Genomic DNA, 14871 nt, shown 5'->3' on the forward strand with positions numbered 1-14871 from the left:
CTTCCCCAGGAGTCCCGAGAATCCCGCAGCCTCGACGAGGAGTGTCGCGATGCCAGAAGCCGTCATCGTCTCTGCCGCCCGTTCGCCCATCGGGCGCGCCTTCAAGGGGTCGCTGAAGGAGCTGCGGCCCGACGACCTGGCCGCCACGATCATCAGGACCGCGCTGGACAAGGTCCCGCAGCTCGACCCGCGCCAGATCGACGACCTGATGCTGGGCTGCGGTCTGCCCGGCGGCGAGCAGGGCTTCAACATGGGCCGGATCGTGGCCGTGCGGATGGGCATGGACCACCTGCCGGGCTGTACGGTCACCCGCTACTGCTCCTCGTCGCTCCAGACCACGCGGATGGCGCTGCACGCCATCAAGGCCGGCGAGGGCGACGTCTTCGTCTCGGCGGGCGTCGAGATGGTCTCGCGCTTCGCGAAGGGCAACTCCGACAGCCTGCCCGACACGATGAACCCGGTCTTCGACGAGGCCAGGGCCCGTACGCAGCAGCGCGCCGAGCAGGGCAGCGCCGAGCTGGGCGACTGGCACGACCCGCGTGAGGACGGCGCGGTGCCGGACGCGTACATCGCGATGGGGCAGACGGCCGAGAATCTGGCCCAGCTCAAGGGGATCACCCGGGAGGACCAGGACGAGTTCGGCGTGCGGTCGCAGAATCTGGCCGAGGAAGCGCTGAAGAACGGCTTCTGGGAGCGCGAGATCACGCCCGTCACGCTGCCCGACGGCACCGTGGTGTCCAAGGACGACGGTCCGCGGGCCGGGGTGACGCTGGAGGGCGTACGGGGCCTCAAGCCGGTCTTCCGCCCCGACGGCACGGTCACCGCGGGCAACTGCTGCCCGCTCAACGACGGCGCCGCCGCGCTGGTCGTGATGTCCGACACCAAGGCGCGCGAGCTGGGCATCACGCCGCTGGCGCGCGTGGTCTCCACCGGCGTGTCCGGGCTCTCCCCCGAGATCATGGGCTACGGCCCGGTCGAGGCGTCCCGGCAGGCGCTGTCGCGCGCGGGCCTGTCGGTCGGCGACATCGACCTGGTCGAGATCAACGAGGCGTTCGCGGCGCAGGTCATCCCGTCCTACCGCGACCTGGGCATCGACCTGGACCGGCTGAACGTCAACGGGGGCGCCATCGCCGTCGGCCACCCCTTCGGCATGACCGGCGCCCGCATCACCGGCACCCTCATCAACAGCCTCCAGTTCCACGACAAGCAGTTCGGCCTGGAGACGATGTGCGTCGGCGGCGGCCAGGGCATGGCGATGGTCATCGAGAGGCTGTCGTAACGCGCCGTCGAAGCCCGTCATCCGGCCATTTTGTGACCTTCCGTGATCACTCGGCTTCGTAACGCACAGTTGTGACGTAAGTCGCAATCAAATCGCCCCCAGGATGTGATTTTTCCTGGGGGCGATGCGTTTTCGCAGGTCAGAACGGTCATACCCGGATGGCCTAGGACGACAGACCCGGCCAATTCGTGACTTTCCGCACTGCAAAGGCCAGGGGTTTACCGGCAGAGTGTTGGGAGGGGAAAGTTTCACCCACCGCTTCGGTGGGCATTGCTCGGGTCGCGCGTCAGTCGGGAGAACGTCAGTGAGCGCCAACTTCACCGTCCTGCTGGTCGCCGCGGGTATCGCCGTGGCCGCGGGTTCCGCCGCCCTGCTCTCCGCTCGTGGCATGCGCCGCGAGCTGTCCGCCCTGCGTCAGGACCTCGCCGGTCTGAGTGTGCCCGGACCGCGCGCCTCCGCCGGGGACATCAGGTCCGCCGTCGCCGACGCGCTCGCCGACGAGCGGGAGCGGGAGCTGGCCGAGGCCCGTGCCTTCTGGGCCGAGCAGGAGGCCCGCGAGACCGCCACCGACGGCACCTTCTTCCGCGGCGGCGTCTACGGCGCCGGCGCCGAGGGTCCCGCGGCCGGTGACTACGAGGTCCCGCCGGTGCTTCCCTACCTGCCCCGGCAGGCCGACCTCGCGGGCCTCGAGGCGGCCGGAATCGAGACGGGCGGCCTCGAAGCGGCCCACGAGCCCGAGGCGTCGGAGGCGACCCTCCCGCTGCCCGGCACCTTCCCGCACCCCTCGGGTCCCGACTACGCGCCGTCCCCGGTCGTCGCGTCCCAGGACCAGACCGCCGAGCGCCTCGCCGACCTCGCCGACGGCCGCGTCCCGCTCACCGACGTGCGCCCCGGACCGCTCGGCACCCTCGACGTGTACGTCTTCGCCGACGGCACCACCTTGTGCATGACCCCCGGCCACCGCGAGACCGCGGTACAGCTCTCCGACGCCCTCGACCGCGGCGAGGTGCCCGTGCTGCGCGGCGGCTCCGCGATAGCGGGCGCGTACGCGCTCACCTTCGCGTACGGCGACGAGAGCGTGTACGTACTGGCCGACCGGGTCGTGGCCTCGCTCTGAGGCGGACTCGCTCCAGGGCCGGACCCGCTCCACAGCGGGACGCCGGTTTCCGGCCCTGACCGGCTCAGCCGATCGCCTTCGCCGCCGCCGACACCCGCTGGAGGGCCGCGGCGCACACCTCCGCCGTACCCGCCGGGTCGGCTTCCAGGGCCGCCGCCAAGTCATTGCCCGCGACGGCCAGTTGATCACCGACGGTGAAGACGCCGTCGTCGGGCAGCTCGTACGGCTCCCGGCCGGGGAACTCCAGCGCCTGCGCCTGCCGGGCCAACCACCGTGCCAGCGCGAGCCCTTCGGCCGCCGCGCCCGCCTGGAGGCGGCGCTGCGGAAGCGCCCGCAGCCGTCCCGCGAGGCGTTCGACGGAGGGGCGCAGAGGAGTGCGATCGGCCATGGTCGTGACCCTACCGGCGCGCGCGGACCGGCATCGCACCCATATCCGCACGTCCGGGGTGGTTGCCAACGGGGGAAGGCTCGGGCACGGTGGGGTAACCGGACCACCTACCGGAGGCGCCGATGTCCCAAACGCACTTCTCCGCCGAGACCCACCGCAATCTGCTGGACCGCATCCCGCACTGCACAGGCCGCGAGGTCAGCGACTGGCTGAGAGACCTCGCCGACGGCCCTTCGTTCTTCCGCTTCGACGACAAGGTGAGCTGGCTGCGCAGCGAGCACGCCCTCTCCTACGGCCACGCGAAGGCCCTCGTCCACGAGTACGACCTGCGGCGGGCCGCACGCAATCTGATGTAGCGCCCGCCAGGCCCCGCCCCCTCCCTCCACAGACGCCGACGGGCCGCCGGGAAGCGACGCTTCCGGGCGGCCCGTCGCGATGACGCGGACCGTGTGCGCTAGTCGCGCAGGATCGAGAGCAGCCGCAGGATCTCCAGGTAGATCCAGACCAGCGAGACGGTCAGGCCGAAGGCCGCGAACCACGACTCGTTCTGCGGGGCGCCGAAGCGGATGCCGTCCTCGACCTGCTTGAAGTCCAGGGAGAGGAAGAAGGCGCCGAGGCCGATGCCCAGCAGGCAGAAGACGATGCCCAGCGGGCCGGTGGTCAGGCCCAGGCCGTTGCCGCTGCCGAAGGCGTAGAACAGCAGGTTGACCACCATCGCCAGCAGGAAGCCGACCGCGATGGCCATGCCGATCCGCGCGTAGCGGGCGGTGACCCGGATCAGCCGGGTCTTGTACGCGAACAGCATGCCCGCGAAGACCGCCATGGTGCCGAGCACGGCCTGGACGGGCGCGCCCTGCCACCGCTCGTTGTACATGTTGCTGATGACGCCGAGGAAGACGCCCTCGAAGATCGCGTACCCCAGGATCAGGGCCGGCATCGGGGTGCGCTTGAACGACTGGACCATCGCCAGCACGAACGCGATCAGCGCCGCGCCGATGGCCAGGCCGTAGCTGTCGGGCAGCGCGAACCAGCCGAGGATCGCGCCGAGCACGACCACGCCGAGCGTCATCGCGGTCCGCATGACGACGTCGTCGATCGTCATCCGGCCGGTCTGCGCCGGACCCGCGGCGGGACCGGCGTACATCTCCTCCATCTGCTCGGGGGTGAGGGGCTGCCCGTCGGCCGCGTACGGGTTCCCACCCTGTTGGGGCTGGGCGGCATACGGGTTCCCCGCTGGCTGCCCGTAAGGGTTTCCGCCCTGCTGCCGGGCACCCTGGGCGCCCTGCGCACCGAATCCGGCGTACGAGTCCCCGCGGGTGAATCCCCGCCGGGAGAAGACCGGGTTGCTGCTCCTCATTTCACTCCTCCAAGACCGCGTGCTGCGGCTCCGCTTGCGTCAAGAGTAATGGCTTGGCAAAAAGCCGAGCTACGCCTGGAGGAGGATCTTCCCCCAGGACGGACCCTCAGTCACGTCGGCGCCGGAAGAGTCCGCGGCGGGGCGGACCCGCGGCGGCGGTTTCCGCGGCCGTTTCCCGCACGGCTTCCGCTTGTTCGCCTTGCTCGCCCTGTTCACTGTGTTCGGCTCGTTCGGCTCGTTCGGCTCGTTCGCCTTGCTCGGCGTGTGCGTCCGAGCGGCGGACGGCGGCCAGCAGGTCACGGGCGAGGCTCGTATAGGTGTCGTCCAGCCAGGGGCAGAGCAGCACCAGGCGGCACAGCGAGCCGAGGACGGTCACCTCACGGGTCTGGTACGCCTTCGCCGCGTCCAGCATCCGTTCGGTCAGGCGCAGGCCGACGTCGGCGCGGACGGCCGGGTCGCCCCAGGCGGTGGCCACCATGGCGAAGGCCGCCGTCTCGTTGACCCAGTCCTCGGGGCCGTGCAGCAGGTCGAGCAGGACCGCGCGGCGCCGGGAGTCCTCCCACGGCTCGTCGGCGCGGTGGTGGGCCACGCCCAGGCAGGCGAAGGTCTGCACGGCGCGAATCCACAGCTCGGGGCGGTGGTCGCGCAGGAAGCGGCCCTGGTCGTCGTCCGGCGGCTGCGGCGGGTGGGCGAGGACGCCGAGCAGGTCGTCGAGGCCGAGCCCGGCCAGCCGCACCGCGTGGTCGTACGCGGCGGGCAGGTGCGGCCAGCTCACCGAGGCGGTGTCCTGGACCAGCCCCGCAGCCTCGGGCGACGGCGGCGCGACGGCGGGCAGCGCGGCCAGGCCCTCGTACCGCCAGATCCGGACGGCGACCTCGGCGGTCGGCTGCCGGGGGTCGGGGTCGCCCGCCGCGTCGTTGACGAGCGTGCCGCCGGGCAGCGCGAGGGCGAAGGCGAGGGCGGCGCTCGGCGGTTCGACCGCGGAGGCGGACAGCTTCGCGCCGCCGCCGGACCGGATCGCCTGCGCGTCGGGGCTCTCCAGGATCTGGTGCAGGACGTTGACGGTCGCCTCGGTGGCGCTGTCGACCACGCCGAGCCACGGCTGCCACTCGCTGTGCCGGGCCAGGACGGTGCCCGCGTAGGGGTGGTCGGGGTGCTCGCGCAGGTGGTCGGTGAGCGCGACGAGATGGGCCGGGTCGCCGTCGGCGGCGTAGCGGACGCCGTGCACGGCCGGGGCGGCCTGCGGGTGCCGCGGGTCCGCGGTGACGGCCCGCTCGGCCCACGCCAGGCCCTGCTCGGCGCGGCCGGTGACCGCGTACAGCTCGGCGATGTCGACCATCAAGGAGAGGTCGGAGTCGTCCCTGGCCATCTCCTCCTCCCAGACCCGCAGCGCCTCGTCGGGGCGGCCCGCGGCGCGCAACGCGTAGCCGAGCATGACGCTGGGCACGTGTCCCGGCTGGACCCGGCCCGCCTGCCGGGCCCAGGCGATGGCGCGGTCGTGGTCCTCGAAGCGGCGGGCGAGTCCCGAGCCGATGGCGGCGAGCTGCGCCTCGTCCGGGTGGCGTTCGACCACCGCGCGGGTCAGGTCGTAGAAGGGCCGCAGCGCGTCGCGGGCGTGCTCGGGCACGGGGTCGGGCAGCGCGCCGCCGACCGCGCGGGCCAGCGCCTGCGTCATGACCTGCGGCGGCAGCAGTTCGGGCAGCCGGTCCTGGGTGAGCCAGGCGACGTGCGACCACGGCCGGTCGTACTCGGCGCGTACGGCGGCGGCGATCAGGCCGACCGCCTCGGCCCACTCGCCGCAGGCGGCCTGGAGGTGCGCCCGGCAGACGACGGCGCCGATGTAGGGGTGGTCGAGCGGGAAGAGGTCGAGCGCGGCGCGCGGGCCGCCCGCGCGGGTGGCGAGTTCGGTGAGCGCCTCGTGGGTCTCGGGGAGCAGCGGGTCGATGGCGACGGCGTTGCCCAGATGGCTCGCCGCGTGCGGCAGGTCGCCGCCGTCCATGATCAGCCGGGCCAGTGCCGTCTCGCCCTCGGCCGCCAGCCGTTCGTCACCGCCGCCCGCGCACAACTCGGCGTCCCCCGCGTGCAGTTCGTCCATCTCTCCCGCCCCTCCGTCGCGGCGCCGGCCCGCCTGGGGCCGGACTCGGACAGCTACGACCTGTCCGCGCCCGACCGTAGTACCCGCGCGTGTCGAACACGGTCACCGGGGTGTCACGGGCGTGACGCGGAACGCACCGCCACACCGGCTCGCGCAGTGGACGGTGGGCGCCGCGCGCGGTATTACTTGAGGGTGCAGACGAACACACGTTCGAACGTCAGGGAGCAGGCCATGCCACGCCCCGACCACACCCGCGCGCTGCACGCCGCCCTGCTCACCGCGGCGCGCGGCCTGCCGGTGATCCCGCTGTCCCGGACCAAACTGCCCGCCATCCGCTCACCGCACCGCGACGAGCCCCGTACGAGTGACTGCCGGGGCGCGTGCGGGCGTCCGGGACACGGTGTGTACGACGCGAGCACCGACCCGGCCCGGATTCGCTCCCTGTTCGCCGCCGCGCCCTGGGCGACGGGGTACGGGATCGCCTGCGGCCGGGCGCCGCACCATCTGATCGGCCTCGACCTGGACGTCAAGCACGGCGCCGACGGCGTCGCGGCGCTCACCGCCCTGGCCACCGCCCACGGCTTCGCCGTGCCCGACACGGTCACGGTGCTCACCCCCAGCGGCGGACGCCACCTGTGGCTGACCGCGCCGACACAGGTCCCCAACTCGGCGGGCCGCCTGGCGCCGGGCATCGACGTGCGCGGCGAGGGCGGTTACGTGGTGGGCCCCGGCTCGCGTACGGTCGCGGGCCGCTATCTGCTGGCGCCCGGCACCGCGGGCCATCCGCTGGCGCCCGCGCCGTCCGCGCTGCTGCTGCTCGCCGCGCCGCCACCGCCGGTCGCGCCGCCCCGCGATGCCTCCGCGCCGCGCCACCCCGCGGAGAAACGTGCCGCCGCGCTCGTCCGCTTCGTCCTGGATTCACACGAAGGAGAGCGCAACGGCCGGTTGTTCTGGGCCGCGTGCCGGGCGTACGACGCCGGTCTCGGCGAAGCGCTGGCACCGGCGCTGGTGACGGCGGCGGTGCACACCGGGCTGAGCGAGCGCGAGGCGGCGGCAACGGTGGCCTCGGCGGCCCGCCCGCGTTCGGGGCACGACCTCACGCGCCCCGAACGATGAGGCCGCCCGCCCCCCGCGCGGTGGCGACGCCCCCCGCCTCGTAGGACGGCCGGCGGCCCGTACCCGACGCCGAGCCGAAGGGCGCGGGCCACGCCGTCGGCCGCGTCGCGGCCCGCGAGGTGGCCGAGAACGTTCGAGCAGCGCCGGGTCTGCACGGATCATCAAGCCCCCCGTGCACGCCACGTCAAAGACACCCCCCGCCCCCGCTGGAAGGCTTTGCGAGCCGTCGGGAACCCGAATAGCGAACCAATTTTGTCGGGTTCCCCTCAACGGCGCTTCGGGATCTCGGTGTCGTCTCTTGGCGACCGGACATGTGAGGTACAGATGAGAAAGAGCCGTATAGCGGCAGTGCTCGGCGTCGCCGGAGCGTTCCTCGCCGTCAACGCGGGCCAAGCGGAGGCCGTCGGCCTGACCACCGCCAACGTGCCGTACTCGTCCGGAGGTCGCATATACGCGTCGGCCACGCTCAGCGGACCGAACATCGCGGGCACCCAGCTCTGCGTCGATCTGCTGGCCACGTACCCGTACGGACCCGACATCGATCTGGGCGGCGCCTGCAAGACCATCGGGGCGGGAACGGTGACGTACTCCATCCCGAACTCCTGCGGCAATTACCGCTCTTTCGCCTACGTGAAACAGGGCGGCAAGAACGTGGTCACCAAGTTCTCCGCCTACGGCACCTGGTGTCAGTGACAGGCCGTCATCCGGCCGCACGGCCCGGCGGCCGATGACGGAGCGGCTTCGCGGCGCCGGGGAGTACGCGGTGTTCCCAGGGGGAACACCGCGTCGTGCGGCGGTTCTCAGTCGCTCCCCGGGGCCGTGGCCCGTGAGCGGCTGAGTGCCCGGAGCCGGACTTGAACCGGCACGCCCCCGAGGGGCAGCGAGGTTTAAGCTCGCCGTGTCTGCGTTCCACCATCCGGGCCGGCGAGGCGCAGTGAAAAGCGTATCGGGGTTGGAGATCCCGAACAGGGCGCCCAACCGGCCATGTTGTCTTATTTTAGGGGTTACTGACGGGGTGTTAGTACGAGTTCCAGGGTTCTTGGGCTGAACAGGCACCGTTCACAGCAGTATCAGTCGCCACGCACAAGTGACGCGAAATCGCTCTCCGCGACCGGATCTCGCCCTCCGCGCTCAGCCGGGCCCCGCTCAACTCGCCTCAGCACCACCCAAACCCCGCACAGCACAAACCCAGCCGGCTCGGCGCAACGGGCTCGGCCCAACCGGGCTCAACGCAACCGGGCTCAACTCAGCCACGCCGTGCGGGTCGCGGGCATGCCGGGGTCGCCGTCGGGGGCGGTGCGCACCGCGAGGACCTGGTTGACCCCGATCCGGTTGCGCTCGAAGGCCAGCGCGGAGGCCGCCATGTAGAGCCGCCAGACCCGGGCCCGCCCGGCCGACGTGGCCCGCGCGGCGGCGCCCCAGGCGTCCTCCAGATTGCGCACCCAGGCGCGCAGCGTGCGCCCGTAGTGCTCGCGCAGCGCCTCGACGTCCCGCACCTCGAACCCGGCCTCCTCCAGCCGGGCCACCGTCGACCCGACCGGCGCCAGCTCCCCGTCGGGGAAGACGTACCGGTCGATGAACTCGTCGATGCGGTACGACTCCTCGTCGCGCAGCGGGCGGCGCGCGATCTGGTGGTTGAGCAGCCGCCCGCCCGGCCGCAGCAGTCCGTACAGCGCCTGCGCGTACTCGCGGTAGCGCTCGCTGCCGACGTGCTCGGCCATGCCGATGGACGAGATCGCGTCGTAGGGGCCGTCCTTGACGTCCCGGTAGTCCTGGACGCGGATGTCGATACGGTCGGTGAGCCCGGCCTCGGCGATCCGCTTGCGGGCGAAGGCGGCCTGCTCGGTGGAGAGCGTGACGCCGGTCGCGTGGACGCCGTAGTGCTCGACGGCGTGCAGCACCATCGACCCCCAGCCGCAGCCGACGTCCAGCAGCCGCATCCCCGGCCGGAGGCCCAGCTTGCGGCAGACCAGGTCGAGTTTGGCGGACTGCGCCTCCTCCAGCGTGGTCTTCTCGCCCTCCCACACCGCGCAGGAGTAGACCATCGAGGGGCCGAGGACCAGCGAGTAGAAATCGTTGCCCACGTCGTAGTGGTGGGCGATGGCCGCCTTGTCGCGCGGCCTGCTGTGGGCGATCCCGGTACGGCGGCGGACCTCCTCGGGCGGCGGCGGGGGCGGCAGCCCGGGCCCGGCCAGCGCGAGGGCCGCGCGGGCGACGCCGTAGTTCGCCGGGTCGCGCAGGACGCCCGCGGTACGGCGCACGGCGGCGGCCGTACTCTGCGCGGGCCCTTCCTCGCGCTCCCAGAACAGCCCGGACAGCAGGCCGAGCGCCTCGTAGAAGTCGCCGTCGACATCGAGGTCGCCGGAGACATAGGCGCGGGCCAGGCCCAGCTCGCCGGGCTTCCACAGCAGTCGGCGCAGCGCGCGGCGGCGCCGGATGACGAGGACGGGGGCGCCGGGCGGCCCGGCCTCGCTGCCGTCCCAGGCGCGCACGCGCAACGGGAACGGAGTCGAGAGGGCGTGGTCGGCGAGTTCGACGATTCTGTGAGCCGCGTCAGCCATGCTTCCGAGCGTACGACTGAAAGACAGTCTCCGCTGACGAATCTACGTTGCGGATACATGCATTTTTTCCGGGCCGCTCACCGGCGGCGGCGCGGGCGCCGCGCGGCGGAAGCGGAGGACGCCGCGCGGGTGCGCGGGACGGGCGGCGAGGCGCCGCCCCGACCGGACACGGCGGGGCGTCCGGCGGCTCGGGAGCAGGCCGCGCGGGCAGGTCCCGGAAACGGCGCCGGGTACGCCGAAGGGCGCCCGCACCACGGATGGCGGGCGCCCTTCGGACGGTGGAGCGGGTGCGGCGCGCGCGCCGCGGCGCGTCAGGACGCCTTGGCGGGTTCCGCCGTCTTCTCGGCGGGAGCCGGCACCGCCGCGGCCGGAACCGGAGCGGGGCGGGCGGCCTCGTAGAACTCCTCGCGCGGGTTCTCGATCGCGCCGAGCGAGACGACCTCACGCTTGAGGAACATGCCGAGCGTCCAGTCGGCGAAGACCCGGATCTTGCGGTTCCAGGTCGGCACGGCCATGCCGTGGTAGCCACGGTGCATGTACCAGGCCAGCCGGCCCTTGACCTTGATCTTGGCCTTGCCGAAGACGATCATCGCGACGCCCTTGTGCAGGCCGAGACCGGCGACGGCGCCCTTGTTCGCGTGCTTGTACTCCTGCTGCGGGAAGCCGCGCATCCCGGAGACCACGTTGTCGCCGAGCACCTTCGCCTGGCGCAGGGCGTGCTGGGCGTTCGGCGGGCACCAGGCGCCCTCGCCCGCGGCGAGGTCGGGGATCTGGGCGTTGTCGCCCGCGGCCCAGATGTAGTCGCTGCCCTGCACCTGGAGGGTGGGGGCGGTGTCCACGTGACCGCGCGGGCCCAGCGGCAGACCGAAGCGGGCGAGCGCCGGGTTGGGCTTCACACCGGCCGTCCACACGATGGTGGAGGCGTCGACCTCCAGGCCGTTGGCGAGCACCACGTGCTTGTCGACGCAGGACTTCATCGACGTGCTGAGGTAGACCTCGATGCCGCGCTCGCGCAGGTGCTCCAGGCCCCACGTGCCGAGCTGCGGGCCGACCTCGGGGAGGATCTTGTCCGCCGCGTCCACCAGGATGAAGCGCATGTCCTCGCGCTTCACGTTCGGGTAGTACTTGGCCGCGTCGCGGGCCATGTCCTCGACCTCGCCGATGGTCTCCGCACCCGCGAAGCCGCCGCCGACGAACACGAAGGTCAGCGCCTTGCGGCGGATGTCCTCGTCGGTCGTGGAGTCGGCCTTGTCGAGCTGCTCCAGGACGTGGTTGCGCAGGCCGATGGCCTCCTCCACGCCCTTCATCCCGATACCGTTCTCGGCCAGGCCGGGAATCGGGAAGGTACGGGAGACCGCGCCGAGCGCGATGATCAGGTAGTCGAACGGCAGCTCGTAGGACTCGCCCACGAGCGGCTCGACCGAGGCGACCTTGCGGTCCTGGTCGATGTCGACGACCCGGCCGGTGAGCACCTCGGCCCCGGGCAGGACGCGTCGCAGCGGGACGACGACATGCCGCGGGGAGATGCTGCCGGCGGCAGTCTCAGGAAGGAAGGGCTGGTACGTCATGTACGAGCGCGGGTCGACGACTGTGACGGTCGCCTCGCCGTACCGCATCTTCTTCATGATGCGACGCGCCGCGTACAGGCCGACGTAACCGCCGCCTACTACGAGGATCCGTGGACGCTCCGTGGTGCTCATGGCGACAAGTATTCAGCACGTCCCAGGGGGGTGCTCGTGAGCCCCTTCACAAGGTACTGGACACCCTGTGCTATCCTGCCCGGCTTCATGACCAGGGCCTATCTGACCTGCGCGGACTCCTCCGCACCGCCCGCTCCGGCCACCGCCTCTGAGCAGCGCTGATCGATCACCGCTCATCCGTCGTTCCGACGCCCGTCACACCGCCGAAACACTCTCCCGCCAAGGATTCAGGGGGTTTGACACGCGGTCACCTTGGAAAATTTGGGCCGCGGGGCGGGAACTTCATGTGAAGAGTTTCACAAAGCTTTTCCGGAGGAGGGTCCTCCGGCCGGGTCATCCGGCCCCCGTGCGGGTGAAGACGTGGGTCGTCCGGGTCCCCGGCGCGGCCTCCATCGTATGGGTCCAGTGCAGGAAGCCGGCCTCCTGAAGCTGCTGGTCGAGCCCGTCGTCGCCGTGGGAGTAGAGCCGGAATTCGGTCAGCGCGGGGAAGCACTCACGGAGCCGTTTGAGGTAGTCCGCGACCTCGCCGACGCCGAACACCATGTCGGACCTGACCGCCAGGACGGACAGCCCCGGAAAGCGCTCCGCCAGCAGCCGCGGATCGAGCGTGGCCGGGGCGGCCCGCACCGACAGCAGCCATACCGCGCGCCGCGCTTCTGCGGGCCACAGCCCCGCCATGCGCCACGCGCTCAGGCCGCAGTCGGGACAGGCGCAGTCGTCGAACCACAGCTCCTGGACGCCCGGCGCCGTCGGCGCCGGGAACCGGTCGTGCCGGACGGAACCGTCGAGGGACAGCACCAGCAGGGCGGGCGGCAACTCGAGGCCGGACAGGCCCGGCTCGGGGTCGACCAGACGCAGTGAGCGCAGATTCCGCAGCCGCCGGACGACCGCGTAGCTGTCGGCGGCGCCGTCGACCGTGAGGTCCGTGACGCCGGTCAGCCGGTGGAGATGGTGCAGCTCGTGCGGCCCCACCGTCAGCGGCCCGAGCCAGGACAGTTCGGAGAGCACGACATGGGCGAACTCCGCCGTGTCGAAGTCGGGCCACATGCCGACCAGCCGCCGCTCGGTCTCCAGGTCGGGGACCGCGGCGAAACGGGCCAGCAGCCGCATGGCGGAGGGCCCGCCGACCAGGCGGCAGGTCTCCAGGATCGCCCGCACCACCCCGGGCGCCAACTCGGGCCGGGGGCCGGGCATCTGATCGAGCACCACCTCGCCGAGGTTCGCCAGCGCCGCGGCCTGCGCCGGATTCTGCGGGGGGATCAGCTCCGCCGCCCGCCGTCTCGCCTCGTCGACGACGCGCGGGTCAATCGCGGTGCCGTCGCCGACGCAGTCCACGGCGAGAACGGTCAGCCGCAGCCGGTGGGCCTTGTCCCGACGGGCCCGTTTCAACAGGGACTTGATCAGGTGATCGCGCTCGGAGTCGCGCGCCCGCCCGGACACCATCACCACGACGTCCTGCCACTGGTCCTCGTGCGCGTGCTTGATCAGCAGGGCCAGATCGCCGTCGTTGAGCAACTGGTCCGCCGCCAGGTACTCCTGGAAGGTGCGGTGCACGAAGTCCACCGAGTCGTGCGCCGGGGCGCGCAACAGCCCCGACCGCTCCAGCAGTTGGCGGGCCACGGCGGCGGATTCCTCGGGGTACTGCGCCGAGTCCGCGAGGTACGCGGCCACCCGCCCGGTGAGCTGGGCGAAGGAGATCTCGGTCAGATCGTTGCGGATCATCCAGTACGCGAGCCTGCGCAGCAGCATCTCCTGGACTCCGCTGCGCAGCCGCGGGCCCTCCACCGCGATGTTCCGCTGCTGGTCGCGGCGGACCAGCAGCATCTCCAGCGCCGCGTCGTACACCTTGACCCGGTCGTCGGGAAGCTGCATGTCCCGGTCCCAGTGCAGCGCGCAGAGCAGGGCGCACAGCAGCGGGTTCCCGCCGAGTCTGCGCAGCTCGCGCCGCTCGGACAGGCTGCGCACGAGAGCGTGCTCGTACGTCGTCAGGCGCGCCCGTTCCTCCGCGTCCTCGGCGGTGGACCGCATGGTGGTGTGCCAGTGCTCGATGAACTGGTTCTGGTCCGACGGACTCATCGGGGCCAGCTCGAAGGAGGCGAAGCCCATCGGGGCGAGCCAGCGTTCGGTCACGGCCGCCTGCCGCGAGGTGACGACATACCGGCAGTCCGGGTATCCGCTGGTCAACTCGCGGAGCCAGTCGCGGACTTCGTCGCGGCGGCTCGCGGGCAGTTCGTCCACGCCGTCGATCAGCACCAGGCTGTGCGCGGAGTCCAGCGCGTCCCGGACGAAGCCGTCCGGCGCGACGTCGGCGAGCGTCCTGGCCGCGTAGGTCAGGAAGTCCTCGGGGGCGGGCAGCGGCCGTTCGGCGAAGTGCCGCAGCGGGAGGAAGAACGGCGTCGCGCCGTTCCACCGGCCCATCGGCTCCGGCAGATCGCCCCGAATGGCCCCCACGGCAAGCCACTTGAGCAGCGTGGTCTTGCCGGAACCGGCGTCTCCCCTGATCAGCACCCGCTTGGCGGCGTGGATCGCCTCCTGCACGCGCTGGGCGCTGCCCTCGCCCTGGACGGCGAGGCTGATGTACGACGTGCTCATCCGGTAGCGGAAGTCCGAACGGCGCAGTGTCACACCGAACAGCTCCATCGTGTCCAGCAACGTCTCCACGCACGGGTGGTACTTGGCGAGGAACGCCTGCTCGGCCGCGGTGCGTACGGCCGCGGCCGACGGCGCCGGTTCCCCGTCCGCCGCGGCCTTCGCCGTCAACGTCGCTTCCCGCTCGGCCGACTTGGCCCGCACCCACCGCTCGCGGCACTCGCGCCGGACGGCCTCCGCGCGCTCCCGGCCGCCGCCCTCGTGGAGGACGCAGGCCACCGCGATCGAGACGGCGTCGTCGACCGAGGGCAGGCTCTCGCCCTGCAACGCCCGGCCCAGCGTGGACTTCGGTACGGGGCGGCCGCGCGGTACGGCGCCGGTCAGCCGGGCCAGGACGGCCAGCGACGGGTCGCCCGCGTGGGCCCGTAATCGTGCCAGCCACACCGCGAAGTCGGCCGCCGCCGACAGGTCCTCCGACTGATCCATGCCCCGCCGTTCCGGTCTGCCCAACCCTGTCCAGCCCTGCCCGACCCCGTCCAACCCTGTCCAACCCTGTCCAGCATCTTCCCGCGTGCTGGAGGCGGTGTCCGGGCTCCGGCTCAACTCGTCACGTACACCGAGAAGAAGGGGAAGGACATCGTGACGGTCATCGAGACGGCGGCGGCAGCC

11 protein-coding genes and 1 tRNA gene are annotated in these 14871 nt (G+C 72.1%); 5 read left to right on the forward strand and 7 right to left on the reverse strand.

Annotated elements, in window-relative coordinates:
- The first annotated feature begins 49 nt into the window (after nt 1–49).
- Nucleotides 50–1279, forward strand: a complete 1230-nt coding sequence (locus ACIO6U_RS06465) for an acetyl-CoA C-acetyltransferase (protein ID WP_355346947.1) — start codon at nt 50–52, stop codon at nt 1277–1279.
- A 304-nt stretch (nt 1280–1583) separates the two neighbouring features.
- Nucleotides 1584–2396 (forward strand): hypothetical protein, encoded by an 813-nt coding sequence (locus ACIO6U_RS06470; RefSeq protein WP_391051582.1) that lies wholly within the window; start codon nt 1584–1586, stop codon nt 2394–2396.
- A 64-nt stretch (nt 2397–2460) separates the two neighbouring features.
- On the opposite strand, the gene ACIO6U_RS06475 is transcribed toward ACIO6U_RS06470, so the two are convergent.
- The gene (locus ACIO6U_RS06475) at nt 2461–2784 is read right to left on the reverse strand and encodes a hypothetical protein (RefSeq protein ID WP_355346944.1); all 324 of its coding nucleotides are present in this window, start codon (nt 2782–2784) and stop codon (nt 2461–2463) included.
- A gap of 122 nt (nt 2785–2906) precedes the next feature.
- On the opposite strand from ACIO6U_RS06475, the gene ACIO6U_RS06480 reads away from it, so the two are divergent.
- The gene (locus ACIO6U_RS06480) at nt 2907–3140 is read left to right on the forward strand and encodes a DUF4287 domain-containing protein (RefSeq protein WP_188285479.1); all 234 of its coding nucleotides are present in this window, start codon (nt 2907–2909) and stop codon (nt 3138–3140) included.
- Between the two features lie 98 nt (nt 3141–3238).
- On the opposite strand, the gene ACIO6U_RS06485 is transcribed toward ACIO6U_RS06480, so the two are convergent.
- Entirely contained in the window at nt 3239–4141 is a 903-nt protein-coding gene (locus ACIO6U_RS06485) for a Bax inhibitor-1/YccA family protein (RefSeq protein WP_355346941.1), read from the reverse strand.
- A gap of 106 nt (nt 4142–4247) precedes the next feature.
- Entirely contained in the window at nt 4248–6236 is a 1989-nt protein-coding gene (locus tag ACIO6U_RS06490; RefSeq protein WP_401716093.1) for a hypothetical protein, read from the reverse strand.
- Between the two features lie 231 nt (nt 6237–6467).
- Between ACIO6U_RS06490 and ACIO6U_RS06495 the strand changes: the two genes are divergently transcribed.
- Entirely contained in the window at nt 6468–7352 is an 885-nt protein-coding gene (locus ACIO6U_RS06495; protein WP_401716096.1) for a bifunctional DNA primase/polymerase, read from the forward strand.
- A 324-nt stretch (nt 7353–7676) separates the two neighbouring features.
- Nucleotides 7677–8045, forward strand: a complete 369-nt coding sequence (locus tag ACIO6U_RS06500; protein WP_401716099.1) for a hypothetical protein — start codon at nt 7677–7679, stop codon at nt 8043–8045.
- 146 nt (nt 8046–8191) lie between these two features.
- Here the strand turns inward: ACIO6U_RS06500 and ACIO6U_RS06505 are convergent.
- The 4 genes from ACIO6U_RS06505 to ACIO6U_RS06520 form a co-directional block, all read right to left on the reverse strand.
- Nucleotides 8192–8274: transfer RNA gene (locus ACIO6U_RS06505), tRNA-Leu, on the reverse strand.
- 319 nt (nt 8275–8593) lie between these two features.
- The gene (locus ACIO6U_RS06510) at nt 8594–9913 is read right to left on the reverse strand and encodes a class I SAM-dependent methyltransferase (protein WP_401716102.1); all 1320 of its coding nucleotides are present in this window, start codon (nt 9911–9913) and stop codon (nt 8594–8596) included.
- A gap of 311 nt (nt 9914–10224) precedes the next feature.
- The gene (locus ACIO6U_RS06515) at nt 10225–11613 is read right to left on the reverse strand and encodes an NAD(P)/FAD-dependent oxidoreductase (RefSeq protein ID WP_355346929.1); all 1389 of its coding nucleotides are present in this window, start codon (nt 11611–11613) and stop codon (nt 10225–10227) included.
- A 333-nt stretch (nt 11614–11946) separates the two neighbouring features.
- Entirely contained in the window at nt 11947–14688 is a 2742-nt protein-coding gene (locus tag ACIO6U_RS06520) for an NACHT domain-containing protein (protein WP_401716105.1), read from the reverse strand.
- Nucleotides 14689–14871: the final 183 nt, after the last annotated feature.

The organism is Streptomyces sp. NPDC087422 (genome assembly GCF_044744145.1).
Taxonomy (GTDB): Bacteria; Actinomycetota; Actinomycetes; order Streptomycetales; family Streptomycetaceae; genus Actinacidiphila.

What these genes read in the sequence shown, in the direction of transcription:
- ACIO6U_RS06515 (WP_355346929.1), bottom strand. Translation starts at nt 11,613, where the DNA reads ATGAGCACCACGGAGCGTCCACGGATCCTCGTAGTAGGCGGCGGTTAC.
- ACIO6U_RS06485 (WP_355346941.1), bottom strand. Translation starts at nt 4,141, where the DNA reads ATGAGGAGCAGCAACCCGGTCTTCTCCCGGCGGGGATTCACCCGCGGG.
- ACIO6U_RS06490 (WP_401716093.1), bottom strand. Translation starts at nt 6,236, where the DNA reads ATGGACGAACTGCACGCGGGGGACGCCGAGTTGTGCGCGGGCGGCGGT.
- ACIO6U_RS06520 (WP_401716105.1), bottom strand. Translation starts at nt 14,688, where the DNA reads ATGGATCAGTCGGAGGACCTGTCGGCGGCGGCCGACTTCGCGGTGTGG.
- ACIO6U_RS06480 (WP_188285479.1), top strand. Translation starts at nt 2,907, where the DNA reads ATGTCCCAAACGCACTTCTCCGCCGAGACCCACCGCAATCTGCTGGAC.
- ACIO6U_RS06500 (WP_401716099.1), top strand. Translation starts at nt 7,677, where the DNA reads ATGAGAAAGAGCCGTATAGCGGCAGTGCTCGGCGTCGCCGGAGCGTTC.
- ACIO6U_RS06475 (WP_355346944.1), bottom strand. Translation starts at nt 2,784, where the DNA reads ATGGCCGATCGCACTCCTCTGCGCCCCTCCGTCGAACGCCTCGCGGGA.
- ACIO6U_RS06510 (WP_401716102.1), bottom strand. Translation starts at nt 9,913, where the DNA reads ATGGCTGACGCGGCTCACAGAATCGTCGAACTCGCCGACCACGCCCTC.
- ACIO6U_RS06465 (WP_355346947.1), top strand. Translation starts at nt 50, where the DNA reads ATGCCAGAAGCCGTCATCGTCTCTGCCGCCCGTTCGCCCATCGGGCGC.
- ACIO6U_RS06495 (WP_401716096.1), top strand. Translation starts at nt 6,468, where the DNA reads ATGCCACGCCCCGACCACACCCGCGCGCTGCACGCCGCCCTGCTCACC.